Here is a 25,508-nt window from a genome sequence, read left to right as displayed (position 1 = left end):
CAAGCTGCATCCGGAACTGACTGCAACCATTGGGCAAGCACGAATTGCAGTGGCCGAACGTCCGCGGGAATACCTGTCTGCGACGTGAATGGATTGCGGACGACCCCTCGACTTTGCGGCGGGCCGGCATCTTGATGCGAACGTTGTCGCCAGCTTCGGGAGCGAGGGCCATGACTGGAATAGCATCCACGGACAGAGCAAGGGAAAGCACCGGTGCTGCTGTCGAGCCCAACACGGCCGCAGCACCGGCAAAGATCGCCGAATTTCTCGCCGCGCATGGCGGCCCGTTCTACGAACTTCAAGCCCGCCTGAAGCTGTTGCATGCGAATGCCTTGCAGTCGGGCAGGCGGGCGGTGCTCTTCGTTGCCCTTGCCTGGGGCGGGCCGTTTCTACTTGGCTTGCCGCAAAGCCTGTCGATCGACCAGGGTGCCTACCTCGCCGATCCCGGCGCCTGGGCGAAGTTCTTCGTGGCGATTGCCGCCTTCGTGCTGGCGGAGCAACAGGTGGAGCGCGGATTGCGCATCAAGCTCGGGCAGTTTACCCGGGCGCCGCTCATTGCGCCTACCTCCATGCCGGCCGCCACCCACGCGGTCTCGGTCGCACTTCAGCGACGCGACTCGTGGCTTGCCGAACTTGTCTGCCTCGCCCTCGCCGCGATCGCCGCGCTGCTGTCCTTCCTCAATTTCCATATGTCCGACGTCTCGTTCTGGGCGGTCGAACATTCGGCTGAGGGCAACCGGATCACGGCCGCGGGCTGGTGGTCGATCTGCGTCAGCCTGCCTCTGTTCGTTTTCCTGTTCCTGCGCGGCGTCTGGCGGCACTTGGTCTGGGCACAGCTTCTGCGCAAGATCGCGCGGCTGGAACTTCGCCTGGTGGCAGCCCATCCGGACGGCAAGGGCGGGCTCGGTTTCCTTTCACAATACCCGAACGCCTATGTCTTCTTCGTCTTCGGCATGAGCGCAGCGATCGCGGCCGCCGTCATGAAGCATCTGCTGCAGCAGTCGGTGTCGATGACCACGTTCAGCATGATCATGAGCGGTTGGCTCGCAATCGTGATCGCGTTCTTCGCCTATCCCCTGTCGGCCTTCTCCAAACCGCTCGCACGACTGAAGGAGGCGGGGCTGCTGATGCTCGGCGTCCAGGCAACACGCTTCCACCGTGCCGCCGAACGCAAGGTGCTCGGCCGCAACGTGCTCGCCGATACCGCACCGGAGCCGGACGAGGAGATGGCGGACCCGAGCAAGCTCTTCGATACGACCAACAAGCTCTCTTCCGTCCTCGTCAGCCGTGCCTCGGTCGTGCCGGTTGCGGCCGCCGCCCTCATACCCTTCGCATTCGCCGGCGCAACCAGATTGCCTTACAAGGAAGTCTTCTCGGTGCTGAAGAAGCTCCTGCTGCTGTGACCCGCCAAATTCAGGCGCCGCGGCCAGTACGCGCTCATCAGGACCGATGGCGCAGGCTGGCGAAAAACCTACCAGCGCCACCGCGCCGCGCGCCCGACGGCCAGAGGCGAAGCTTGCAGCCCGCGCTCGATGGCGCCGCCGAGCGACAGAACCTCTTCGTCGGCATAACGGTGGCCGACGATCTGCAGGCCGACCGGCAGACCGTTTTCGGCAAGGCCGGCAGGTAGCGAGAGAGCGGGGCACTGCGGCAAGAGATTGAACGGGCAGGTCATGTCCAGCCCGAGAAAACGCCCGTCCGGCGTATCGCCGACGTAGTCGTCGTCGTCAGCCTCGGCGAAGGGCGCGGTGACTGCACATGTCGGACAAAGCAGCGCATCATAGCGGGCAAGGATGGCGGCGAGATCACGCCACATCCCGGTTCGCAGCAGCTCCACCCGCTTGTAGTCGGCGGCCTTCATGCCAAGTCCACGCTCGATCAGTTCGACCACGATCGGGTCCATGCGCTGACGATGATCGTCGATCGCATCGCCAAAGAACGCGGCCATGAACACGCACCAGAGATCGTACCATTGGTCGTTGACGGCTCTGGACCAGCCGATGTCCACGAGGTCCACTGTGGCGCCCGCCGCGCGAAGCTGCTCGACCGCGGCAAGGATCACGGCCTGCACGGAGGCTTCGACGCTGTAGTAGCCAAGATCCAGCGAAAGGGCGAAGCGGCGGCCCACAAGGAAGCCTGCCTTTGCCCGCTCAGGCGCAAAGGAGAGCGGCAAAGACGAGATATCCGCATCGTCCGGCCCCGCCGTCGCGGCCATGAAGGCGATCGTGTCGCCGACGGTGCGCGCCAGCGGGCCGAAATGGGAGATGTTGTCGAAGACGCTGGGCAGGATCGTCATTGGGATCCGGCCAAGGCTGGGCTTGAGGCCGACGGCGCCCGAGAGCGCGGCAGGGATACGTATCGATCCACCCATGTCCGTGCCTTCGGCGAAGGGGACCACCCCGGTCGCGACGGCGACCGCCGAACCACCGGACGAGCCGCCGGACGTGCGCTCGGGATTCCAGGGATTGCGGGTCACGCCCCAGCGCGGGCTCGCCGTGAAACTGGAATGGGCGAATTCCGGCGTCGTCGTCTTGCCGATGAGGATCGCGCCGGCAGCTTCCAGCCGCGCGATGCAGAGTGCGGTCTCCTTGGGAATCCAGTCCCCACGCGTCCAGGAGCCGAGGGTGGTGAGATCGCCCCTGGTCGGCGTCAGGTCCTTGGCCGCGAAGGGAACACCCAGAAGGGCGGGCGCCTCGCCTCCGGCAGCGGTCAACGCGTCGGCCGCCCGTGCCGATGCGATTGCAGCCTCTTCGCGCAGCAGCGTGAAAGCGTTCAGTTCCGCGTTGACGATTTTCGCGCGGCGCAGCGATTCGACAACGACCGCTTCGGCCGAAAAATGGCGGGCGCGAATACCGGCGGCAATCTCCGTTGCGGAGAGATCGAGCGGATGCGGGTGCGCCGGGGCGCGAGAAAGCGTCTGCATGGCTGCGGACTCCGTGCTAGGTCTTCTGTTCGACAGGTGGGGATTGGACGTGGCAGCAACATCCGGCGGAGCGAGCGCCTATATCGATGCCTGGAACGCCGGGCTTGCCGAAGCGGTATCGAATCTCGGCGAACCCGGTTTCCCGGAGGCTCTGGAGCGGTCGCTTCGGCAGCTCGTCTCCTTCGAGATGATGAACGGCTTCGCCTATTCGCCGGGCGGCAAGGCCTTCGATCTCCATAACGAGCGCATCGTGGGCGACCGCGACACCATCGTCGATCACTACCTTGCCGGCGCCTACATCCTCGACCCGTTCTACGATGCCGTCCGTAACGCAAGACGCGATGGCGGCGTGCTGGTGATGCGGCGGTTGGCGCCGGACCGCTTCACCGAGACGGAGTACTTCCGCCGCCACTATCAGGCGACCGGCATTGTCGACGAGATCGGCTTCATTCTGGCGCTTCCGCATGTCGATGCGGTGCTGTCGCTTTCGCGTATCGGCGACGTGCCCGGTTTCTCCCGCAGCGACATCGCACGGCTGGAAAGTGCGGCGCCCGTCGTGCGGGCGCTCGCCGAACGGCACTGGCGCACGCGGTTCGACCCGCCGCGCGAGGAGGATGGTGCGGCAGCGACGATCAGCCATCCGTTGCTTTCGAAACGGGAACTGGAGATCGTGACCCTCATCCTCAAGGGCCACTCGACCTATTCTATCGCTGCGACGCTGGGCCTGTCGCCGAACACGGTCAAGGTGCATCGTCGCCAGGCCTATGCCAAGCTCACCATTTCCAGCCAGGCGGAGCTCTTCCATCTTTTCCTCAGCCGCCGCTGATCACTCGACGAACTCGACTTCCGGCGGTGCAAGCTGGAAGAACCGGGTGAGATAGGCGAGATAACACACGCCGACCGCCAGCCAGATGATACCCAGCAGCTTGGCGTGGCCATCGAGGTTCCACAGCAGGAACAGGTCGCAGACCGCGCCGACGGCCGGCACGACAAGCCCCAGCAAGGCGCCAAGCGGCCGCACGATCGCATTGCCCTGCAGATAGAGCGCGATCACCGAGACATTGACTGCGGTGAATGCGAGGAAAGCGCCGAAGTTGATGAAGGACGTCGAGGTCGTCACGTCGAGCGTGAGCGCAAGCAGACCAACGATGCCGACGAGCACGAGATTGAACACGGGCGTGCGCCATTTCTCATGCAGCCTGCCGAAGACCCCCACCGGCAACACGCCGTCGCGACCCATGGCGAAAAGCAGCCGCCCGACACTCGCCTGTGCCGCAAGCCCCGAGGTGAACTGGGCCACGACCAGAGTGGCGAGGAACAGTGTCACGAAGAGATCACCGCCGATCATCAGGGCGATTTCCGTAGCGGCGGAGTCGACCGACGTGAAGACGCCGCCGGGGTGGGCAAGCTGCGTGACATAGGCCGACCCCGTAAAGAGAATCCCGCCGATGACCGCGATGATCATGATCGCCTTCGGCATGGTGCGGGTCGGGTCACGGGTCTCCTCCGTCAGCGTGGAAACCGCATCGAACCCCAGGAAAGAATAGGCCGCAATCGCCGCGCCGGCGACGGATGCGCTGAACGGCACGTTCGCCTCGAAGAATGGTCGTATCGACGCAAGCCCGCCGACACCATTGATCGCCGCGACATAGCGCGCCGCGAGCGCAACGAAGGCCACAAGCACGATGAGCTGTACCAGCATCAGTACAACATTCACCCGGTTGGCAAAGGCGATACCGATGACATTCACGGCCGTTGTCAGCACGATGAAGCCGACGATCCAGAGCCACGCCGGAACGGTCGGAAAAGCCGAACTCAGATAGGCGGCGCCGATCAGCCATATGACCATCGGCAAGAAGAAATAATCGAGCAGGACGGCCCAGCCGACGAGGAAGCCCGCGCCGGAATTCAGCGCCTTGCGGGCATAGGTGTAGGCGGATCCGGCGACCGGATAGACCTTTGCCATGATGCCGTAGCTAACGGCCGTCAGGAAAATCGCGAGCGCGGCAATGAAGTATGCCATCGCGGTCGTTCCCTGGCTTGCGGATGCGAGCGCCCCGAACGTGCCGAACACGATCATCGGCGTCATATAGGCAAGCCCGAACAGCACCACGGACCACAGGCCAAGGGTTCGATCGAGTTTAATGTTTTGCGTCATGTTCCCCTCCTCCAACGAACAGACCGGAAGCGTCGGGGAAACCGGGGGCTATGCCAATAACCCTAGGGTGTTATGGCAGTCGACCGTGCCGCAACGCGGCTGGGAGAGGTGGCCGACTGACGTAGAGAGCGCAGCCGTTCACCTCTTTGGTCCGCCGGCGCGCTCACGCCGAAAGCAAGGTTCGCGTCAGCGGGTGCCTGGCGTCGGAAAGGCCGTCGATGACATTGAAGTGGTGCCGGTCCGGCTCCACGACGGTCGCCGTGGTCGCGCCCAGCCCGGTCCAGATATTGGCGAGCAGATCGTTCTGGCGCAGGAACTCCGCGCGCTCGCCGCCACCGACCCAGCAGGTGATGCGGGCATCTTTCATCGGCCGCAGCAGCGCCGGGCTCTCCGAAAGAGCCTCGGCCTCGTCGATCGCGAGCTTCTCGTTCATCCCGGTCGACATGATCGGACGCAGATCATGCACGCCTGAGATCGAGACGACGTTGCGGATACGCCCCTGGACATCGGGCGAAAGCGGCGCGGTCGCCGTGATCATCCGGCTGACGAGATGGCCGCCGGCCGAATGGCCGGTCAGCATCACCGGACCATCGACCAGTTTCGCCGCCTCACCGACGGCGACCGCCACCTCCTCGACGATCCCCGCGATGCGGATGTCCGGGCAGAGTGTGTAGGACGGCATGGCAACGGTATAGCCATTGGCGACGGCGCCTGCGGCAAGGTGCGACCAGAAGCTCTTGTCGAGTTGCAGCCAGAAGCCGCCATGCACGAAGACGACGAGGCCTTCGGCCGGGCCATCCGGGAAGAAGAGGTCCATGCGGTTCCTGGGCCGCTCGCCATAGGCAACTTCAAGTTTCGCCAGCCCTGACGCGGAAAGCGCATTGCGGAATGCTTCCGATGGCCCGGTCCATGCCTCCGGCCAGCGATCGCCGCGCGCAATGTTCACGCCGTTGGCATAGGCGTCATTCCAATCGGAAACACGGTGTTCCAGCATCGATGCAATCCTCCCTCGGATGTCTCCCCAAGCATAGAAATCGCCTGCCACACCAAGAAACGCAATGCATCATTCGAAAAAACTTTAGGCTTGAAATAATTTTGGACTGGTGCGATGCTGCCCCATGTTCAGCCGAGAAGTGGAGGTCTCGCTGTGCCTGTCTCGATCCCTGGAACCGTCGCCGCGACGGCACGCCCCATCGGCAGCGATGCGGCGATGGCCGCGACCTGCACGCACGCCAGGGTTTCGCATCACCGCAAGACTTTTATCCGGCTTTGAAAGATGCCTGGGCAACAGGCAGGAACTGAACAAGGGAACAGCCGCCACATGCTTGGACCGACTTCGCACGTCGATACGTTCACACGCGACCACCTGCCGCCACCAGAAGAATGGCCGGAGTTCCTTCTCGAAGGCTTCGACTATCCGGACCATCTCAACGCCGCCGTCGAATTGACGGATGCCATGGTCGCCAAGGGTTTTGGCGACCATACCGCGCTGATCGGCAACGGACGCCGGCGAACCTACAAGGAGTTGTCCGACTGGACGAACCGGCTCGCCCATGCGCTCGTCGAGAACTACGGCGTGAAGCCCGGGCACCGCGTGCTGATCCGCTCGGCGAACAATCCGGCCATGGTCGCCTGCTGGCTGGCCGCCACCAAGGCCGGCGCCGTCATCGTCAACACCATGCCGATGCTCCGCGCCGGTGAACTCGCCAAGATCGTCGACAAGGCCGAAGTCAGCCTGGCGCTTTGCGACACGCGGCTGATGGAAGAGATGATCGTCTGCGCCAAGGACAGCCGCTACCTGAAGCAGGTCGTGAGCTTCGACGGGACCGCGAACCACGACGCGGAACTCGACCGCATCGCGCTCGACAAATCAGTGGTGTTCGAGGCAGTGCATACCGGTCGCGACGATGTGGCGCTGCTCGGCTTCACCTCGGGCACGACGGGGATCCCGAAGGCGACCATGCACTTCCATCGCGATCTCCTGGCGATCGCCGACGGCTATGCCCGAGAAGTGCTCGGCGTCACGCCTGACGACATCTTCGTCGGCTCGCCGCCGCTCGCCTTCACCTTCGGCCTCGGCGGCCTTGCGATCTTCCCCTTGCGCTTTGGAGCCGCGGCAACGCTGCTTGAGCATGCGACACCCGCGAACATGGTGGAAATCATCGAGAAATACAGAGCGACGATCTCCTTCACAGCGCCGACCGCATACCGGGCGATGATGAAGGCGATGGACAACGGCGCCGACCTCTCTTCACTTCGCGTTGCGATCTCGGCGGGCGAAACCCTTCCAGGGCCCGTCTTCGAGGAGTGGACGGCGAAAACCGGCAAGCCGATCCTCGACGGCATCGGGGCGACCGAGATGCTGCATATCTTCATTTCCAACCGCTTCGAGGACCGCAAACCCGCCTCGACCGGAAAGCCGGTCGGCGGCTACGAAGCGCGGATCGTCAATGACGACATGCAGGAAGTCCCCCGCGGCACGATCGGCAGGCTTGCGGTGCGCGGCCCGACCGGCTGCCGCTACATGGCCGACAGCCGCCAGCGCGACTATGTCCGCGACGGTTGGAACCTGACCGGCGACGCCTTCTACCAGGACGCGGACGACTTCTTCCATTTCGCCGCCCGTTCGGACGACATGATCATCACCGCCGGCTACAATATCGCCGGTCCCGAGGTCGAGGCCGCCCTGATTTCGCACCCGGAAGTCGCCGAATGCGCCGTCGTCGGTGCGCCCGATACGGAGCGCGGCCAGATTGTCGAAGCCTATGTCGTTCTGATATCTGGCGTGTCGGCGGACGACGCAACGATCAAGCGTCTGCAGGATCATGTGAAGGCGACGATCGCGCCTTACAAATATCCGCGATCGGTAAAGTTCCTGGACAACCTGCCGAAAACAGCCACAGGCAAGATCCAGCGGTTCCGATTGCGGTCGGAGAACTGAAAACAATGAGCAAATCATACGACCCTTCGAAAGAAGGCGCCCAAATGTCGTTCAAGGGACGCATGTCCTATAGCGACTACCTGATGCTGGAAAAGGTGTTGGACGCGCAGGAGCCACTTTCCAAAGCCCATGACGAGATGCTGTTCATCATCCAGCATCAGACGTCGGAGCTCTGGATGAAGCTCGCGCTGCACGAGATCAACGCCGCCGTCCGTTCGATCCGCGACGACCGGCTGGAACCCGCATTCAAGATGCTGACGCGCGTCGCCCGCATCTTCGAGCAGCTGAACAGTGCCTGGGACGTGCTGCGCACGATGACCCCCAGCGAATACACCACATTCCGTGAATCGCTCGGCCAATCCTCCGGCTTCCAGTCGTGGCAGTACCGGGCGATCGAGTTCCTCGCCGGCAACCGCAACGTCGCGATGCTCGGGCCGCATGCGCACCGTCCTGACATCATGGAAAAGCTGGAGGCGATTCTCGCCGCGCCGTCGCTCTACGACGAGGCGATCCGGCTGCTTTCGCGCAACGGCTTCGATGTCGGCGAGGAAGCGGACAAGACGGATTGGCGCGAGACGCGCGCGGAAAGCGACAAGGTCTTTGCTGCCTGGCAGACCGTCTACCGCGATCCGGAGCGCTACTGGATGCTCTACGAACTCGCCGAGAAGCTGGTCGATTTCGAGGACTATTTCCGCCGCTGGCGCTTCAACCACGTCACGACCGTCGAGCGCATCATCGGCATGAAACGCGGAACCGGGGGCACATCCGGCGCGTCCTATCTGAAAAAGATGCTCGAAGTGGAACTTTTCCCCGAGCTCTGGCACGTGCGCACGGGTCTCTGATAGAACACAACCCATAAGGGAACCAACAAAGGGAGAACAGCATGAACCGCATTCTGGCCGCGAGCCTTCTTGGCCTTTCGCTTGCGACATCGAGCCTTGCCCATGCCGAGCCGGTGAAGATCGGCGTCATCACCACGCTTTCGGGCGGCGGTGCCGGCCTGGGCATCGACATGCGCGACGCCTTCACGCTGGCGATCAAGCAGTCGGGCAACAAGGACGTGGAACTGGTGATCGAGGACGATGCCCAGAAGCCGGAACTTGCGGTACAGATCGCCGAGAAGATGATCCAGGGCGACAAGGTCGACCTGATGACGGGCATCATCTGGTCGAACCTCGCAATGGCCGTCGTGCCAAACACGGTCGCGCAGGACGTAATCTATCTCTCGCCCAACGCCGGTCCCTCGGCACTTGCCGGTGCGAACTGCAATCCGAACTATTTCAACGTCGCCTACCAGAACGACAATTTCCATGAGGCGATGGGGCAATACGCCAACAAGGACTACAAGAACGCCTTCATCCTGGCGCCCAACTATCCGGCCGGCAAGGACGCGCTGACCGGTTTCAAGCGCTACTACAAGGGTGCGCTTGCCGGCGAGATCTACACGCAGGTCGGCCAGACGGACTATGCCGCCGAAATCGCCCAGATCCGCGCCTCGGGCGCCGACACGGTCTATTTCTTCCTGCCCGGCGGCATGGGCATCGCCTTCATGAAGCAATATGCGCAGTCGGGCGTCAACATCCCGGTCATGGGCCCCGGCTTCTCCTTCAGCCAGGACGTCCTGCCGGCGATCGGTGATGCAGCCCTTGGCGTCAAGAACTCGGCGACCTGGTCGAAGGACCTCGACAACGAGGCCAACAAGAAGTTCGTCGAAGCCTTCAGGACCGAATACAAGCGCCTGCCGTCGATCTACGCGGCGCAGAGCTGGGATACGGCAAACCTGATCCTCGCCGCCCTTTCCAAGGCAAGCGTCAAAGACAAGGACGCCTTCCGCGCAGCACTTAAGGCAGCAGACTTCCAGTCGGTACGCGGCAAGTTCGTCTTCAACAACAACAACCACCCGATCCAGAACATCTACGTGCGCGAGGTGGTCAAGGAAGCCGACGGCGTGCTCACCAACAAGATCATCGCCACCGCCTTCGAAGACCATAAGGACGCCTACGCCGAGAAGTGCAGCATGTAGTGCCCTGCACCTGTCGTTGCCCGGGTGCGCGGCCCTGATGCCGCCATCCGGTCGATGATCCATGTCCTTCTGACATCAAGCTTGGACCGGTCTCTTGTTCACCGCACTCCTGATCGAACAACTGCTCAACGGGCTCCAGCTCGGTGTGATGCTGTTTCTGATGGCCGCCGGCCTGACTCTGATTTTCGGGGTCATGGGCCTCATAAACCTGGCGCACGGCTCACTCTACATGATCGGCGCCTTCGCCTGCGCAACGGTCGCAGCCGCCACCGGCTCCTTCTGGATCGGCCTCATCGCCAGCCTTGCGGCCGCCGCCGGTGTCGGCGCGATCATCGAGGTCGCCGTCATCCGCAGGCTCTATGACCGCGATCATCTCGATCAGGTGCTCGCGACCTTCGCGCTGATCCTGATCCTGTCGGAAGGCGCGCGCTGGCTCTTCGGCTCGTTCCCGCTTTATCTCGACATACCACCCATACTGCAGGGTGCGGTGCCGCTGCCGGGCGGCGGCCAGTACCAGCTCTACCGCCTGGCGATCATCGGCGTCGGCATTGCCGTTGCGATCGGCCTCTATCTCCTGATCTCCCGTACCCGGCTCGGCATGCGCATCCGAGCGGGCGAGTCCGATCGCGAGATGATCGGAGCGCTCGGTATCGACATCGGCACGCTCTATACGGTCGTCTTTGCGCTGGGAGCCGCGCTTGCGGGCTTGGCCGGCGCGCTGGTCGGTGCGCTGCAATCCGTACAGGTAGGCATGGGTGAGCCGGTGCTCATCCTCGCCTTTGTCGTCATCGTCATCGGCGGCATCGGCTCGATCAAGGGCGCGCTCGTCGGCGCAGTGATCGTCGGCGTCGTCGACACCATGGGCCGCTTCCTGCTTCCTTCCTTGCTCGCATTGACCATGCCCGCGTCGCAGGCGACCACCATCGGTGCGGCGCTCGCCTCAATGCTGATCTACGTCGTCATGGCCCTCATTCTCGCTTTCAGGCCAAGCGGCCTGTTTGCGGCGCAGTCGTGAGGTCGAGATGAACCGCGAAACCACAATCAACCTGCTGCTCGCCCTTGTGCTTCTCGGTGCGCCGATGCTGGCCGTAAGCTTGGGCGAACCCTTCTACGTGACGCTCGCAACCCGCATCGTCGTGCTGGCGCTTGCCGCCGTCGGCCTCAATATGGCGCTCGGGCTCGGCGGGCTGCTTTCCTTCGGACATGCGGCCTTCTTCGGCCTCGGCGGTTATGTGTCCGGCATTCTCGCCACGCACGCCTTCAATGCCGAGCCGCTCTTTGCCGGCATTCCGGCGACGACATCGATGCCGCTGATCTGGGTCGCCGCCGTCGCAGTCGCCGGCCTCATCGCGTTGCCGATCGGTGCGATCAGCCTGCGCACATCGGGCGTCTACTTCATCATGATCACGCTCGCCTTTGCGCAGATGATCTATTACTTCGCGATCTCCTGGCCGGCCTATGGTGGCGAGGACGGCCTGTCGATGTCGATGCGCAACGCCTTTCCCGGCGTCAACACGGCCAAGCCCCTGCCCTATTTCCTGATCTGCTACGCGGCACTGATGGCGACGCTGCTTCTCTTTCACGTGGTAGAGGGTTCACGCTTCGGCAGCGCCCTGCAGGCGGCGAGACAGAACGGCACACGCCTTGCCGCAGTCGGCATCGCACCTTTCAACATCCGCCTCGTCGCCTTTGCCGTCTCGGCGATGATCACCGGATTTGCCGGCGCGCTCTATGCGGACCTCAACCGTTTCGTCGGCCCCTCGATGCTCTCCTGGCACATGTCGGGCGAACTGATCGTGCTGATCATCCTCGGCGGCAAGGGCCGCCTGTTCGGTCCCGTCGCCGGCGCGATGATCTTCGTCTTCTTCGAATATGTGCTCGGCGGCATCACCGAGCGCTGGCAGTTCTTCCTCGGCCTCATCCTGCTTGGCATCGTGCTCTTTGCCCGCGGCGGGCTGCTGGGTCTCCTCTCCGGAAAGCCGCGCCATGTCTGAGCCCGTCCTCGAAATCCGCGACCTCAGAAAATCCTTTGGCGCGCTGAAGGCGACCGACGGCGTCAGCCTCGATCTTCGCCCCGGGCAGATCCATGCGCTGATCGGCCCGAATGGCGCCGGAAAAAGCACGCTGATCCACCAGATCGCCGGATCGCTGAAAGCCGATAGCGGCACCATCCGCTTTCGTGGAGAGGATATCGGCGGCCTCGACATGGCCGCCCGAGCCCGGCTCGGCCTCGCCCGCAGCTTCCAGATCTCCTCGCTGGCGCAGGAATTCTCGGCCCTTCGCAACGTCATGCTGGCGGTGCAGGCGCGCCACGGCAGCAGCTTCCACTTCTTTCGCCAGGTCAGCAACGACAAGGAACTGACCGAACCGGCCATGGCGATGCTGGAGCGCGTCGATCTCGCTGCGCGTGCCCATGTGCCGGCGGCCGAACTCTCACACGGCGAACGCCGGCAACTCGAAATCGCCATCGCACTGGCGCTGTCGCCGAAAGTCTTTCTGTTCGACGAGCCCATGGCTGGCATGGGACCGGAGGGCTCCAAGCGGCTGACTTCGTTCCTTGATGGGCTGCGTCACGAAGCTCCAATGCTCTTGGTGGAGCACGACATGGATGCGGTCTTTGCGCTGGCGGATCGCATCTCCGTGCTGGTCTACGGCCGCATCATCGCCTCAGGCACGGTCGATGAAATCCGCAGCGATCCAGATGTGCGCCGGGCCTATCTGGGAGAAGCCGCGTGAGCCTGCTCGAACTCAAGGGTCTCGAAACCTTCTACGGCGCATCCCAAGCGCTCTTCGGCGTCAACCTCGATGTGCGCGAGGGCGAGGTCGTCGCGCTCATGGGCCGCAACGGCATGGGCAAGACCACGACGATCAACTCGATCCTCGGGCTCGTGCGCCCGCGTTCAGGCGCCATCTCCTTTGCTGGCAAGACCATCTCCGGCCTGCGCCCGCACCGGATTGCGAGGCTCGGCCTCGGTCTCGTTCCTGAAGGACGGCGCTGCTTTCCCAATCTCACCGTCATGGAGAACCTCATTGCCACCGCACGCGGCAACGAATGGACTTTCGAGAAAGTGACCGCGCTGTTCCCTCGCCTCGGCGAGCGGCGCGATCAGTATGCCAACACCCTTTCGGGCGGCGAGCAGCAGATGCTGGCGATCGGCCGGGCCTTGATGACCAATCCCAGCCTGCTCATTCTCGACGAGGCAACGGAAGGGCTGGCGCCGGTCATTCGCCAGGACATCTGGTCGGCGATCCGCACGCTCAAGGCAGCGGGACAGTCGATTCTTGTCGTAGACAAGACGCTCTCGGAGTTGCTGCCCGTTGCCGACCGCTGCTTCGTCTTGGAAAAGGGCGCGACAGTCTTTGAGGGCTCTCCAACGGCGCTGACGCCAGAGCTTCAGGACCGTTATCTTGGCGTTTGAGGCTATCGCTCAGGCTGAGGGAATGCCACCGCCGAGCACAGTGGAATAGGCAGCCGCGTCGATGTTGCCGCCCGAGACCACGCAGACGATGTTTCCCTTGAGATCCGGTCGCGCGATTGCGGCGGCAAGCGAGGCAGCACCCGCGCCCTCGGCAACGATCTTCGCCTTCTTGAAGAGGAGCCGCATCGCTTCGGTCACCTGCCCCGGGCTGACCGCAATCGCCCCATCGATCAGGTCCCGGACCACCGGCCAGATCTGCGGCACCAGCGATGGCGCGCCGATGCTCTTGATGAAGGAGGGACGGGTTTCGATCGTGACGATTTGGCCAGCGGCAAGGGCTGCTGAAACCGGGGCGGCGCTGTCATCTTCGACGGCAAAGACACGGCAGCGGTCAGAAGCGGCCTTGATAACGCTGGCCACCCCGGTGGTCATGCTGCCGCCGCCATAGGGAGTAAGCACGACGTCGACATCGGGCACATCGTCGATGATCTCCGTGCCGATGGAACCGTTGCCGGCCAGCACCGCCTGATCGGTCACCGGATTGATCAACAGTTCCGGCGCATCCGGATGATCGGCGCCAGTGATGTAGTCCCACCAGGTCTCGGCACTGACGAACCGTACTTCTCCGCCGAGCGCACGCACACCGTCGATCTTGGTCTGGGGTGCGCCGCGATACATGTAGGCAACCATCGGCACACCGATGAGGCGCGCGGCCCAGGCCATGCCATAGGCCATGTTGCCGGAGCTGGTGACCGCCACGCCGCTTTCGAGTTCGGCCGGATCGCGCGACAGCACGGCGTTCAAGGCGGGACGGAGCTTGAACGCGCCAATTGGAGATAGCGTCTCCAGTTTCAGGAAGATCTGACGGTCCGGAAACCCAAGATCGAGCCTGACCAGCGGCGTGCGCGCGAAATGCGGCGCGATGCGTTTACGAGCATCGGCGATTTCGTCCGGGGTCGGGCGGTGTGGCGCGATCATTGCTTAAATCCCCCGTTTAGCCGTCCTCTCGCCTCTAGGCACAGTGGCTCTGAACAAGCCCGCTGCGGGGCGGCAGCCTCAGTATGTGTCTGAACAGGAGGCAACGGGCGAAATACCGCCCGCTGCTCTTCGGTGCCATCAATCAGGTCACGGCCGCACGGACCGCGAAGCGCGCATCCTGCCATGCACCGGTCTTGAGGATGTCTTCCAGGATTTCGACCGCCTGCCAGACGTCGGCATAGCTCACATAGAGCGGCGTGAAGCCGAAGCGCATCGTCGTCGGTGCGCGGAAATCACCGATGACGCCACGGGCAATCAGCGCCTGCATGATTTCGTAAGCGTGCGAGTGACGGAACGACACCTGGCTTCCGCGCCTGACGCCGTCGCGGGGGCTTTCGAGCGCCAGCCCATAAGCACTGCATTTCGCCTCGACGAGCGCGATGAAGAGGTCCGTGAGGCCGATGCTCTTCTCACGCAGCGTCTTCATGTCGACCTCGTCCCAGACGTCGAGCGCGCCCTTTAGTGCCCGCAGCGACAGGATCGGCTGTGTTCCGCAGAGGAAACGGCGGATGCCCTCACCGGCAGCATAGTGCTTTTCGAAGGCGAAGGGGCGGGCGTGGCCCCACCAGCCGGTGAGCGGCTGGCGGATATCGCCGTGGTGACGAGTCGCGGCGTAGATGAAGGCGGGGGCTCCGGGGCCACCGTTCAGGTACTTGTAGGTGCAGCCGACGGCGAAATCGACGTTAGCACCGTCGAGATCAACCGGCAGGGCGCCGGCCGTATGGCAGAGGTCCCAGATGACCAGTGCGCCATGTTGGTGCGCCTTGCGGGTCAGCGCCGCCATGTCGCGCAGTTCGCCGGACTTGTAGTTGACGTGGTTGACGAGAACGACGGCGACGCTGCCATCGATCAGATCCTCGATCTCGGGCGCATCGACACCTTCGAGCCTGAGTGAGGTGCCCGGACGCGTCGAGACCACGCCTTCGGCCATATAGAGATCGGTCGGGAAACTGCCGCTTTCGCTGACGATCACCGACCGATCGGGCCGCAGTGCCATGGCCGCATGGAGAGCCTTGTAGATGTTGATCGACGTGGTGTCGCAGACGACGGTCTGGCCGGCGGCCGCCCCGATCAGCCGCCCGACCCGGTCGCCAAGGGTCAGCGGCATCTCGAACCAGCCGGCCGTATTCCAGCTGCGGATGAGGTCCTGCCCCCATTCCTCGGTGGCGGCCTTGCGAAGCTCGTCGAAGGCGGCGGTCGAGGCAACGCCGAGCGAGTTGCCGTCGAGATAGATAAGACCCGGCGGCAGGATGAAACGCTCGCGCATGGGGCTCAGCACATCGGCCGCATCCATGGCCTTTATCGCGGCAAGATCAGGAACTGCATTCATGAAGGTGGTCCTCATTTATTCGCGAACGGTTTCGCGGGCGGGCGCAGGTCCGCGGCTTCGCTTGAGGCTCGGAAGAGCCAGCATGGCGAGAACGAACAGGCCGGTCGCAAGTTTCAGGTCCGGCGGCGGCATGCCGGCGGCCAAGCAGAAGGAGACGAGCTGGTAGTAGACGATCGCACCAACGAACGGCGCGGCGAGCTGACGCGCCACGCTCTGTTTGCCGACGATCGCTTCACCGATCATCAAGGCCGCAAGACCATTGATCAGGATGCCGAGGCCCATGTTGACGTCGGCAAAACCCTGCGACTGCACCATCAGCGCGCCGCCTGCCGCCGAAAACGCGCCCGCAAGCCCGACGCCGCCGATCGTCGCCATCCAGACGTTGATCCCTTGAGCTTCGGCCATATCAGGGTTCGCGCCGACGGCGCGGACGGCCGTACCCTTCTCCGTCCGGAAGAAGTGATAGAGTAGGAAGAAGACGATGAGAGCAATCAGCCCGGCAACCACGATCTTGCTGGCCGGAAAGCCCGGCTGCAGCCCCGGCGCCCAGTCGAACACCGTCGGCGCACCGAAAACGGAGAGGTTCGAGCGGCCCATGATCCTGAGGTTGATCGAATAGAGCATCGTCATCATCAGGATACCGGCGAGCAGCGTGTGGATCCGGAACCGCAGGTGGATGAAGGCCGTGCAGCAGCCGGCAACGAATCCGGCGAGAAGCGCGATGGCAATCGCTGCAAGCGGCGACATGCCGGCCGCCATCAGCACGCCGCAGACGCAGCCGCCGAGCGGGAACGCGCCTTCGCTGGTCAGGTCCGGAAAGCTCAGCATGCGGAACGGGATCATGATCCCGAGCACGACGAAGGCGAGGATCAGGCTCTGCGCGAGCGTGACGGGAACGAGCGAGACGAAGCTCGCGAAGGTATTTTGAAGAATATCCATGATCGTCAGCTCGCCAGGAACATGCGGTCGGTTTTGACGGAGAAGTGGCCGATCAGATCCGGCACGGTCGTCTGCGCCTTTTCCTTGCCATCGATCTCGAGGCGCACGCGCCCGGCGTCGAGCATGATGACCTTGTGGCCGAAATCCACGGCGTGCTGCATGTTGTGCGTCACCATCAGCGTCGTCAGCTTCAAGGCTTCGACCGCGCGGATCGTCGCCTGCATGACGATATCGGCCGTGCGCGGGTCAAGCGCTGCGGTGTGTTCGTCGAGCAGTAGCAGTTCCGGCTCGCCGCCAACCGCCATGATCAGGGACAGCGATTGCCGCTGGCCGCCGGAGAGCAGTTCCACCCGCGTATCGAGGCGGTTTTCGAGGCCGAGCCCGAGCAGCGACAGACGTTCCCTGTAGGTGGCGAGCCGTGTAGCATTCAACCCGCGCCGCAAGGTGCGCTTGTTGCTACGCAATTCGGCAAGCAACATGTTTTCCGCCACCGTCATGCTGGCGGCGGTGCCGCGCATCGGGTCCTGGAAGACGCGGGCAAGCCGCATCGCGCGCTTGTGCACGGGCGTCGCGGTCACATCGTCGCTATTGATGACGATCTGGCCGCTATCGAGCACCAATGCCCCCGAGATGGCGTTGAGCATGCTGCTCTTGCCGGCGCCATTCGAACCGATGACGACGCCGAATTCGCCCGTGGCAAGGCTGAGATTGAGGCCGTCTAGCGCGACCTTTTCGTCCGCCTGCCCCTTGTAGAAGACTTTGCGGGCCGATCTGATTTCCAGCATTGGCTCCCCCTAACCATGGAGTAACGGCGCCCTTGGCGCCGTTACTGTTGAGACCAACTGGAAATCAGTCGACGACGCAGTTGCATTCGGTCGCGAGCGCTGCCGGCACTTCGATGCCGAAGGCGGCCGCAGCCTTCTTCGAGATCAGCGGTGCGTGATCTTCATAGGCCGGGCGCGACGGAGCGATGGTCTTCGGGTCTGCACCTTTGAGGATCTGGGCGGCGATCTTGCCGGCATTGACGCCGACCTGCTCGTAGTTGACGGCAAAGCTTGCCGGCACGACGCCGTCGCGCACTGCACCGTCGTCGGAGTTGACGATCGGGATCTGTGCCTGGCGCGCGGCTGCAGAAACGGCGCCGATCGCCGGCTGCAGCAGGTTGGATGCGGGCGTGTAGATCACGTCGGCCTTGCCGGCGAAGGAGGCGATGCGCTGCTGGATGTCGTTGACGTTGTCGACGCCGACCTCCACGACCTCGAAGCCTGCGTCAGGCGCTGCTTCCTTGATCTTGTCGAGCAGGGCCTGATCGTTCGCCTCACCCGGATTATAGGGCACGCCAAAGCGCTTCGCGTTCGGCAGCAGCTTGTGCGTGAAGGCCATGACGGCGGCCACGTCCTGAAGGTCGGTCGCACCGGTCATGCCGTCGTCGCCCGCCTCCCAGGACGGAACGAGCTTGGCAGCCACCGGATCGGTGACGGCGGAGAAGACCACCGGAATGCCGGAGCCGGCGAGCGCCTTCTTGGCGATCTGCGAGACGGGCGTGGTGATCGTGTAGACCAGCTTCGGCTGTTCGGCCTGCAACTTGGCGATCATCTGCGGAACGAGCGAGGCGTCGAAATTGGTATGGCTCTCGGTGTAGACGACATCCTTACCTTCGACGAAGCCGTTTTCGGCCAGCGCCTTCTTGAAACCGGCGATCGACGCGTTCAATTGCGGATGTTCGCCGAAATTGGCGATGCCGATGCGGATCGGATCGGCGGCAGCCACGCCCAGTCCCCATGCCATCGCGCCGGCGACGACCAATCCCGAAAGCCAAGTGCTCTTAAGCATGCTCATACATCCCTCCCAGAATTTGACGAGCGTTACCGCCCTCCTCGGCGGCGTGCGGGGATGATGGCGAGGGTCGGAGTTCTTGTCAAACAAATATATATATTTTCATCTTCATCGCAGAACTATATATATTTGTGTCGATCCGACGCGGGCGTTAAGGGAACTTGATGCAAGACCACGAACAGTCGACCAAAACCGAATCGGCCTACCGGCTGCTCCGTCGCGACATCCTAGCGACGCGGCTCCAGCCCGGTGCGCCGATGAAGCTGAGCGCGCTGCGTGAAAGCTATGGCATCGGGTGGACGCCGCTCCGCGAGGCGCTGTCGCGGCTGGAGGCAGAAGGACTGGTCACGGCGATCAGCAACCGCGGCTTTGCTGTCGCCCCGGTTTCACGCGACGCGCTTGACGACCTCACCAAGGCGCGACAGGTCGTCGAAATTCCGCTGCTGATCGAGTCGATCGAAAATGGCGACAGCGCCTGGGAGTCGGCCGTCGTCACCGCCCACTATCGTTTGTCCCGGTGCAAGATCGCCGTCGAAAACGTCACCGAAAGCGAGATCGACGAGTGGGACGAGAAACACGCCGCCTTTCACACAGCCCTGATCGGCGCGGCAAGATCGAGCTGGCTTTCCCGCTTCCAGGCGACGATCTCCGACCAGCTCCGCCGCCACCACCGTTTCCTCAGTCTCGCGCCCACATTGCGTGCTGCCGCCGGGATGAGCGAGGGCTACGAGGAAGCGGTCGCCGCCCTTGAGGACGCAATGGCGATCGAACATCATACGGAACTGATGGAGGCCGCACTCGACCGCGACATCGAGCGCGCGCGCAAGCTGATGACCGACCACATCGGCTTTACCGTCAATGTCTACGACCAGTCCGAAGATGGCGGCCGTATCGCACCGGCATCGCCGCGGCATGCGGCCAAATGACGGCGCGTGACAGCCTGTCCAAGAGCCGGAAACCTCTCTAAAAGCAAAGAGACAGGGAAGTGCCTGCCATTTTGGCGCAGGATAGGAAGCGGACGTTTGCAATGATGGGTGAAGACAAGTTCGATACTTCGCCGGATTGGGTGGATGGCGAGACCAAGGCGCTCGAAGCGCCGGGCGATCACCGTGCCGAGCTCAGGCTATGGCTGCGCCTGCTGACCTGTTCGACCCTGGTAGAGAGCGAGATCCGGCGCCGGCTCCGGGAGGAATACGATTCGACCCTGCCGCGCTTCGACCTGATGGCCCAGCTCGAGCGCGCTCCTGACGGCATGGTGCTCGGCGAAGTCTCGAAGCGCATGATGGTTTCGCCCGGCAACATCACGGTTCTGGTGGAGCGCCTGACCGAGAGCGGCCACATCAGCCGCACGACACTTCCGACGGATCGGCGCGTGCAGGTCATCGCGCTGACGCCCTTTGGCCGCGCCGAATTCGAGAAGATGGCGGCAACGCATGCCGACTGGATCTCCGACCTCTTCGCCGGCGTTTCGGCGCAGGACGGTGGCGTGCTGATGGATGAACTGGCCAAACTCAAGCGCTCGATCATCGCCGCACTGGCGCGCAATTCCTGAAGCCCACCCCTTCCCCTCTTGCCAGGATCTGAAAGGGCGCGACGCCCGCGCGCCGTCCTTTGACCGCGCATATACGCGTCGCATCTGGCCAAAACAATTTTAAGCTTGAAATTTCTCCGGAACGAGTCCACCTTATTTCCAGCAGTCTGGGATGACGCCAACGGCATCTCGACGGCGACACGCGCAGCGGGAACTCGGGAGGAGAACCATATGCGGATCGTCTGTATCGGTGGCGGGCCTGCGGGCCTCTATTTTGCGCTGCTGATGAAGCGCCAGCACCCGGAGCACCACGTTACCGTGGTCGAGCGGAACCGCGCCTTCGACACCTTCGGCTGGGGCGTCGTCTTCTCCGACGCGACCATGCAATCGATGCGCCAGTGGGATCCGGAGACGGCCGAGGCGATCGAGGTTTCCTTCAACCATTGGGACGATATCGAGCTGGTCTTCAAGGGCCGCAAGATCCGCACGACTGGCCACGGCTTTGTCGGCATCGGCCGCAAGAAGATGCTCAACATCCTCCAGGAACGCTGCCTCCAACTCGGTGCCGAACTGCTGTTCGAGCAGGACGTCGAGAGCGACGAGCAGTTCGCCGACGCCGATCTGATCATCGCCTCCGATGGCGTCAATTCGCGCATCCGCAACAAATACGCCGGCGTCTTCAAGCCGGACATGGTCGTCCGGCCGAACCGCTATGTCTGGCTCGGCACGGACAAGAAGTTCGACGCCTTCACCTTCGATTTCCAGCGCACCGAACATGGCTGGTTCCAGGCACATATCTACCGCTTCGACGAGAACACCTCGACCTTCATCGTCGAAACCACCGACGACGTCTTCCGCGCCCATGGCCTCGACAAGATGGACCAGGACCAGTCGATCGCGTTCTGCGAGAAACTCTTCGCCGGCACGCTCGACGGCCACAAGCTGATGACCAATGCGCGGCACCTGCGCGGCTCCGCCTGGCTGAACTTCGGCCGGCTGATCTGTGAAAAGTGGAGCCATTTCAATGGCCGCAGCCATGTCGTGCTGATGGGAGACAGCGCCCACACCGCCCATTTCGCGATCGGCTCGGGCACCAAGCTTGCGATCGATGATGCGATCGAGCTCACCCGCCAGTTCGACATTCTCGGCCACGACAAGGCGAACATTCCCGCGGTGCTCTCGGCTTACGAAGAGGTGCGCCGGGTCGATGTCGCCCGCATCCAGAACGCGGCCCGCAATGCCATGGAATGGTTCGAAGTGGTCGGCACGCGTTATGCCGATACGCTGGAGCCCGAGCAGTTCATGTATTCGATGCTGACCCGCTCGCAGCGCATCAGCCACGAAAACCTTCGCCTGCGCGACAAGGACTGGCTCGAAGGTTTCGAGCGCTGGTTTGCCGAACGCGCCGGTGTCGAGCCGGCGGCGAACGGGGCGGTTCCGCCGCCGATGTTTACGCCGTTCAAGCTTCGCGGCCTGACACTGAAGAACCGCATCGTCGTTTCGCCGATGGCGATGTATTCGGCGACCGACGGCGTGCCCAACGATTTTCATCTCGTCCATCTCGGCGCGCGCGCCATGGGCGGCGCGGCCCTCGTCTTCCCGGAAATGACCTGCGTGTCCGCCGACGCCCGCATCACGCCCGGATGCCTGGGGCTCTGGAACGACGAGCAGGCCCACGCCTTCAAGCGCATAGTCGACTTCGTGCACCAGCAGACCCCCGCCAAGATCGGCATCCAGCTCGGCCATGCCGGCCGCAAGGGTGCGACGAAGGTCGCCTGGGAGGGGATCGATCAGCCCTTGGCCGAAGGCGGCTGGCCGCTCATCTCCGCGTCCGCCCTGCCCTACCTCAAGCATTCGGATACACCGCGTGAAATGACGCGCCAGGATATGGACCGGGTCATCGCCGATTTCGTGCGTGCCACCGAGCGGGCGCGCGACCTCGGCTTCGATATCCTCGAACTGCACGTCGCGCACGGCTACCTGCTGTCGAGCTTCCTGTCGCCGCTCACCAATCTGCGCACCGACGACTATGGCGGCGATCACGCCGTCCGCGCCCGCTTCCCGCTCGAAGTGTTCCACGCGGTGCGCAAAGTCTGGCCCGAGGACCGGCCGATGTCGGTTCGTCTCTCGACCCATGACTGGCACGAGGGCGGCAACACGCCCGAGGATGCGGCAATTTTCGCCCGCCTGTTCAAGGAGGCCGGCGCCGACATGATCGACTGCTCGTCCGGCCAGGTGGTGAAGGAAGAAAAGCCGGTCTATGGCCGCCTGTTCCAGACGCCGTTTTCCGACAAGATCCGCAACGAGATCCAGGTTCCGACCATCGCTGTCGGGGCGATTTCCGAGGCCGACCACGCCAATTCGATCATTGCCGCCGGCCGCGCCGATCTCTGCGCGATTGCCCGCCCGCATCTGGCCGACCCATCCTTCGTGATGCACGAGGCGGCAAAGATCGGTTATGACGGTGAGCCCTGGCCGAAACAGTATCACTCCGCCCGCGCGCAGTACGTGAACAACCTGGCGCGCGCTGCAACGACGGCAGGCAAGCCATGAGCAGGCACGCCCTCGTCACGGGCGCCGGCAGCGGCATCGGCAAGGCGATCGCCCTTAGGCTCGCAGCCGACGGCCATGTGGTCAGCCTCGCCGGTCGGCGCGCAGCACCGCTTGAAGCGGTGCGGGACAAAATCCTTGCGGCCGGCGGACAAGCCTTTGTCCGCAACGGCTTCGACGTGACTAACCCGGACGCCGTCGAGCAAGGCATCGCGGCCGCAATCGCTGAAGCCGGAGACATCGCCGTTCTCGTCAATTGCGCAGGCGAAGCGCCCTCGGCGCCGTTCGAAAAGACCGACTTCGCGCTTTGGCAGCGGGTGCTTTCCATCAACCTCACCGGCGTCTATCTGGTGACGCAGGCAGCGCTTGCCTCCGTGCGGCGGGCCGGCAACGGCCGGATCGTCAACGTTGCGAGCACCGCGGGCCTGACCGGCTACGCCTATGTTTCGGCCTATTGTGCATCGAAGCACGGCGTTATCGGCTTGACGCGCGCGCTGGCGCTTGAGTTTGCCCGCAGCGACGTCACCGTCAATGCCGTCTGCCCCGGCTTCACCGACACGCCGCTGATCGACGGCGCGCTCGATACGATCAGCGAAAAGACCGGCCGCTCGCGCGAGGAAGCACGTGCCAGCCTTGCTCGCTCCAACCCACAGGGACGCCTGGTGACGCCGGAAGAAGTCGCCCACACGGTCTCCTGGCTCGTGTCGGAAAAGGCGACTGCAATCACTGGTCAGTCGATCGCTGTCGCCGGCGGCGAAGTTCTCGGAGGATAGAGATGACAAACCCGATGCAGGCCAAGAAGCGCGCCTTCAAAGACCACAAGGCCAAGCACTTCCTGTTCGAAACGGATGCCGACGGACGCGTCGCCACGATCACCCTCAACCGTCCGGAAAAGAAGAACCCGCTGACCTTCGAAAGCTACGAGGAGCTATGCTATCTCTTCCGCTCGCTTGCCCGCGCCAGCGACGTGCGTGCCGTGGTGCTGACTGGTGCGGCCGACAATTTCTCCTCGGGCGGCGACGTCTTCGAGATCATCGAGCCGCTGACGCGCATGTCGATGCCCGATCTTCTCGATTTCACCCGTATGACCGGTGAACTGGTCCGCCAGATCCGCGCCTGCCCGCAGCCGGTCATGGCAGCGGTCGACGGCATCTGCGCCGGCGCTGGTGCCATTCTGGCCATGGCGTCGGACTTCCGCGTGGCTACGCCCGAGGCGAAGACGGCCTTTCTCTTTACCCGCGTCGGGCTGGCCGGCGCCGACATGGGCGCCTGCGGCATTCTTCCCCGCATCATCGGCCAGGGCCGCGCCGCCGAACTGCTCTTCACCGGCCGCGTCATGACCGCGACGGAAGGCAGTGCCTGGGGCTTCTATAACGCCCTGCACGAGCGTCCGACGCTGCTGGCTGAAGCCCAGAAGTTTGCGCGCAATATCGCCGACGGCCCTTGGTTTGCCCATGCAATGACCAAGAAGATGCTCGACCAGGAATGGGCGATGGGCATCGACCAGCTGATCGAATCGGAAGCTCAGGCGCAGGCGATCTGCATGGCGACCGGCGACTTCCGCCGCGCCTTCGAGGCCTTTGCCGCCAAGGCGAAGCCGGAATTCAAGGGGAACTGAGCATGGGTTCCCCTGATACCGCCATAGGCGCACCGACCCGCGACCATCTCGACTGGCCGTTCTACGATGACAGCCACCGTGCGCTCGCTGCGGAACTAGACGCCTTCGTGGCCCGTGGCGGCCTCGGGGAAATCGATCACGCCGATGTCGATGCGGCCTGCAGGAAGCTGGTCGCAGCGCTCGGCGCTACGGGCGTGCTTCGCCATTGCGTGCCGAAGACGTTCGGCGGTGTTAGCGAAGAGATCGACAGCCGATCGCTCTGCCTCATCCGCGAAACGCTCGCTTACACAGACGGACTTGCCGACTTTGCCTTCGCCATGCAGGGCCTCGGGACGGGCGCGATCAACCTTTCAGGGTCGGAGGCGTTGAAACAGGCCATCCTGCCCAAGGTCGCCCGCGGCGAATGGATCTCCGCCTTTGCGCTGTCTGAACCCGAGGCCGGCTCGGATGTCGCGGCGATGGCGTGCGCAGCACGCCGCGACGGCGATCACTTCGTACTCGACGGCGAAAAGACCTGGATTTCGAACGGCGGCATCGCCGACGTCTACACCGTCTTTGCCCGCACAGGCGAGGCGCCGGGCACGCGCGGCATTTCCGCCTTCGTGGTCTTTGCCGATACGCCGGGTTTTGCCATCGCTGAGCGCATCGAGACGATTGCGCCGCATCCGCTCGCCCGCCTTCGTTTCGACAATTGCCGCATCCCGGCGTCGCAGCTTCTGGGCGCGTCTGGCGAAGGTTTCAAGATCGCCATGCGCACCCTCGACATTTTCCGCCCGTCCGTGGCTGCCGCCGCGATCGGCTTTGCCCGCCGCGCGCTCGACGAGGCGATATCGCATGCGAAGAACCGCAAGATGTTCGGCGCGACCCTTGGCGATCTTCCGACGGCACAAAGCACGCTTGGCGAGATGGCGACGGCTGTCGACGCGGCAGCACTCTTGACCTGCCGCACCGCCTGGCAGCGCGATGTGCAGAAACGACCAACGACGCGCGAAGCGGCGATGGCCAAGATGACCGCGACCGAGAACGCACAATGGGTCATCGACCAGGCGCTGCAGCTCTTCGGCGGCCGCGGCGTGCGCGTCGGCGAGATCATCGAGCGGCTCTATCGCGAGATCCGCGCGCTCAGAATCTACGAGGGCGCGACCGAGGTTCAAAAGCTCATCATCGGCCGCGAGCTGATGAAGCGCGCGGGGCGATAACGA

23 protein-coding genes are annotated in these 25,508 nt (G+C 63.6%); 15 read left to right on the top strand and 8 right to left on the bottom strand.

What is annotated here, in order from left to right; genetic code table 11:
• The first annotated feature begins 170 nt into the window (after positions 1-170).
• The gene (locus LAC81_RS28105) at positions 171-1,403 is read left to right on the top strand and encodes a hypothetical protein (protein ID WP_223727974.1); all 1,233 of its coding nucleotides are present in this window, start codon (positions 171-173) and stop codon (positions 1,401-1,403) included.
• Positions 1,404-1,471: 68 nt separating this feature from the next.
• Here the strand turns inward: LAC81_RS28105 and LAC81_RS28100 are convergent, their stop codons facing one another.
• A complete protein-coding gene (locus LAC81_RS28100) occupies positions 1,472-2,923 on the bottom strand; it encodes an amidase (RefSeq protein WP_223727973.1) in 1,452 nt (483 codons plus the stop codon).
• On the opposite strand from LAC81_RS28100, the gene LAC81_RS28095 reads away from it, so the two are divergent.
• Positions 2,922-3,749 carry a helix-turn-helix transcriptional regulator gene (locus tag LAC81_RS28095; protein ID WP_223727972.1) on the top strand — a complete coding sequence of 276 codons (828 nt, stop codon included), beginning with the start codon at positions 2,922-2,924 and terminating at the stop codon, positions 3,747-3,749. The genes LAC81_RS28100 and LAC81_RS28095 overlap by 2 nt on opposite strands.
• Here the strand turns inward: LAC81_RS28095 and LAC81_RS28090 are convergent, their stop codons facing one another.
• Together LAC81_RS28090 and LAC81_RS28085 are read right to left on the bottom strand one after the other, a co-directional pair.
• Positions 3,750-5,081, bottom strand: a complete 1,332-nt coding sequence (locus LAC81_RS28090; protein WP_223727971.1) for an APC family permease — start codon at positions 5,079-5,081, stop codon at positions 3,750-3,752. It lies immediately after the preceding gene.
• Positions 5,082-5,244: 163 nt separating this feature from the next.
• Positions 5,245-6,075, bottom strand: coding sequence for an alpha/beta hydrolase (locus tag LAC81_RS28085; protein WP_223727970.1), 831 nt, complete (start codon positions 6,073-6,075; stop codon positions 5,245-5,247).
• Positions 6,076-6,402: 327 nt separating this feature from the next.
• Here LAC81_RS28085 and LAC81_RS28080 point away from each other — a divergent pair, with 327 nt between their 5' ends.
• From LAC81_RS28080 to LAC81_RS28050, 7 genes are all read left to right on the top strand, one after another.
• A complete protein-coding gene (locus LAC81_RS28080; RefSeq protein WP_223727969.1) occupies positions 6,403-8,022 on the top strand; it encodes a benzoate-CoA ligase family protein in 1,620 nt (539 codons plus the stop codon).
• Positions 8,023-8,027: 5 nt separating this feature from the next.
• On the top strand, positions 8,028-8,864 hold the full coding sequence (gene kynA / locus LAC81_RS28075) for a tryptophan 2,3-dioxygenase (RefSeq protein WP_223727968.1): 837 nt from the start codon (positions 8,028-8,030) through the stop codon (positions 8,862-8,864).
• A gap of 41 nt (positions 8,865-8,905) precedes the next feature.
• A complete protein-coding gene (locus LAC81_RS28070; RefSeq protein WP_223727967.1) occupies positions 8,906-10,045 on the top strand; it encodes an ABC transporter substrate-binding protein in 1,140 nt (379 codons plus the stop codon).
• 94 nt (positions 10,046-10,139) lie between these two features.
• Complete coding sequence (locus LAC81_RS28065) at positions 10,140-11,060, top strand: branched-chain amino acid ABC transporter permease (RefSeq protein ID WP_223727966.1); 921 nt, start codon at positions 10,140-10,142, stop codon at positions 11,058-11,060.
• A gap of 7 nt (positions 11,061-11,067) precedes the next feature.
• The gene (locus LAC81_RS28060) at positions 11,068-12,039 is read left to right on the top strand and encodes a branched-chain amino acid ABC transporter permease (RefSeq protein WP_223727965.1); all 972 of its coding nucleotides are present in this window, start codon (positions 11,068-11,070) and stop codon (positions 12,037-12,039) included.
• A complete protein-coding gene (locus tag LAC81_RS28055) occupies positions 12,032-12,781 on the top strand; it encodes an ABC transporter ATP-binding protein (protein WP_223727964.1) in 750 nt (249 codons plus the stop codon). The genes LAC81_RS28060 and LAC81_RS28055 overlap by 8 nt, the downstream gene beginning before the upstream one ends.
• Complete coding sequence (locus LAC81_RS28050; RefSeq protein WP_223727963.1) at positions 12,778-13,464, top strand: ABC transporter ATP-binding protein; 687 nt, start codon at positions 12,778-12,780, stop codon at positions 13,462-13,464. The genes LAC81_RS28055 and LAC81_RS28050 overlap by 4 nt, the downstream gene beginning before the upstream one ends.
• A gap of 9 nt (positions 13,465-13,473) precedes the next feature.
• On the opposite strand, the gene LAC81_RS28045 is transcribed toward LAC81_RS28050, so the two are convergent.
• The 5 genes from LAC81_RS28045 to LAC81_RS28025 form a co-directional block, all read right to left on the bottom strand.
• Positions 13,474-14,442 carry a threonine ammonia-lyase gene (locus tag LAC81_RS28045; RefSeq protein ID WP_223727962.1) on the bottom strand — a complete coding sequence of 323 codons (969 nt, stop codon included), beginning with the start codon at positions 14,440-14,442 and terminating at the stop codon, positions 13,474-13,476.
• A gap of 142 nt (positions 14,443-14,584) precedes the next feature.
• Entirely contained in the window at positions 14,585-15,832 is a 1,248-nt protein-coding gene (gene kynU, locus LAC81_RS28040; protein ID WP_223727961.1) for a kynureninase, read from the bottom strand.
• Positions 15,833-15,847: 15 nt separating this feature from the next.
• Positions 15,848-16,771, bottom strand: a complete 924-nt coding sequence (locus LAC81_RS28035; RefSeq protein ID WP_223727960.1) for an ABC transporter permease — start codon at positions 16,769-16,771, stop codon at positions 15,848-15,850.
• Between the two features lie 5 nt (positions 16,772-16,776).
• Positions 16,777-17,556, bottom strand: coding sequence for an ABC transporter ATP-binding protein (locus tag LAC81_RS28030; protein WP_223727959.1), 780 nt, complete (start codon positions 17,554-17,556; stop codon positions 16,777-16,779).
• A gap of 64 nt (positions 17,557-17,620) precedes the next feature.
• Entirely contained in the window at positions 17,621-18,610 is a 990-nt protein-coding gene (locus LAC81_RS28025; protein WP_223727958.1) for an ABC transporter substrate-binding protein, read from the bottom strand.
• Positions 18,611-18,771: 161 nt separating this feature from the next.
• Here LAC81_RS28025 and LAC81_RS28020 point away from each other — a divergent pair, with 161 nt between their 5' ends.
• The 6 genes from LAC81_RS28020 (at position 18,772) to LAC81_RS27995 (ending at position 25,505) form a co-directional block, all read left to right on the top strand.
• A complete protein-coding gene (locus LAC81_RS28020) occupies positions 18,772-19,533 on the top strand; it encodes a GntR family transcriptional regulator (RefSeq protein ID WP_223727957.1) in 762 nt (253 codons plus the stop codon).
• Positions 19,534-19,634: 101 nt separating this feature from the next.
• Complete coding sequence (locus LAC81_RS28015; protein ID WP_223727956.1) at positions 19,635-20,159, top strand: MarR family winged helix-turn-helix transcriptional regulator; 525 nt, start codon at positions 19,635-19,637, stop codon at positions 20,157-20,159.
• Between the two features lie 210 nt (positions 20,160-20,369).
• Positions 20,370-22,691, top strand: coding sequence for a bifunctional salicylyl-CoA 5-hydroxylase/oxidoreductase (locus tag LAC81_RS28010; protein WP_223727955.1), 2,322 nt, complete (start codon positions 20,370-20,372; stop codon positions 22,689-22,691).
• Positions 22,688-23,461, top strand: a complete 774-nt coding sequence (locus LAC81_RS28005; RefSeq protein ID WP_223727954.1) for an SDR family NAD(P)-dependent oxidoreductase — start codon at positions 22,688-22,690, stop codon at positions 23,459-23,461. The genes LAC81_RS28010 and LAC81_RS28005 overlap by 4 nt, the downstream gene beginning before the upstream one ends.
• A gap of 2 nt (positions 23,462-23,463) precedes the next feature.
• On the top strand, positions 23,464-24,306 hold the full coding sequence (locus tag LAC81_RS28000; RefSeq protein WP_223727953.1) for an enoyl-CoA hydratase family protein: 843 nt from the start codon (positions 23,464-23,466) through the stop codon (positions 24,304-24,306).
• 2 nt (positions 24,307-24,308) lie between these two features.
• Positions 24,309-25,505 (top strand): acyl-CoA dehydrogenase family protein, encoded by a 1,197-nt coding sequence (locus LAC81_RS27995; protein ID WP_223727952.1) that lies wholly within the window; start codon positions 24,309-24,311, stop codon positions 25,503-25,505.
• The last annotated feature ends 3 nt before the right edge of the window (positions 25,506-25,508 follow it).

Origin of the sequence: Ensifer adhaerens (assembly GCF_020035535.1) — a bacterium.
Classification (GTDB): Bacteria; Pseudomonadota; Alphaproteobacteria; order Rhizobiales; family Rhizobiaceae; genus Ensifer.
Note: the sequence above shows the minus strand (reverse complement) of the source record. Positions and strands in the feature narration are given on the sequence as shown.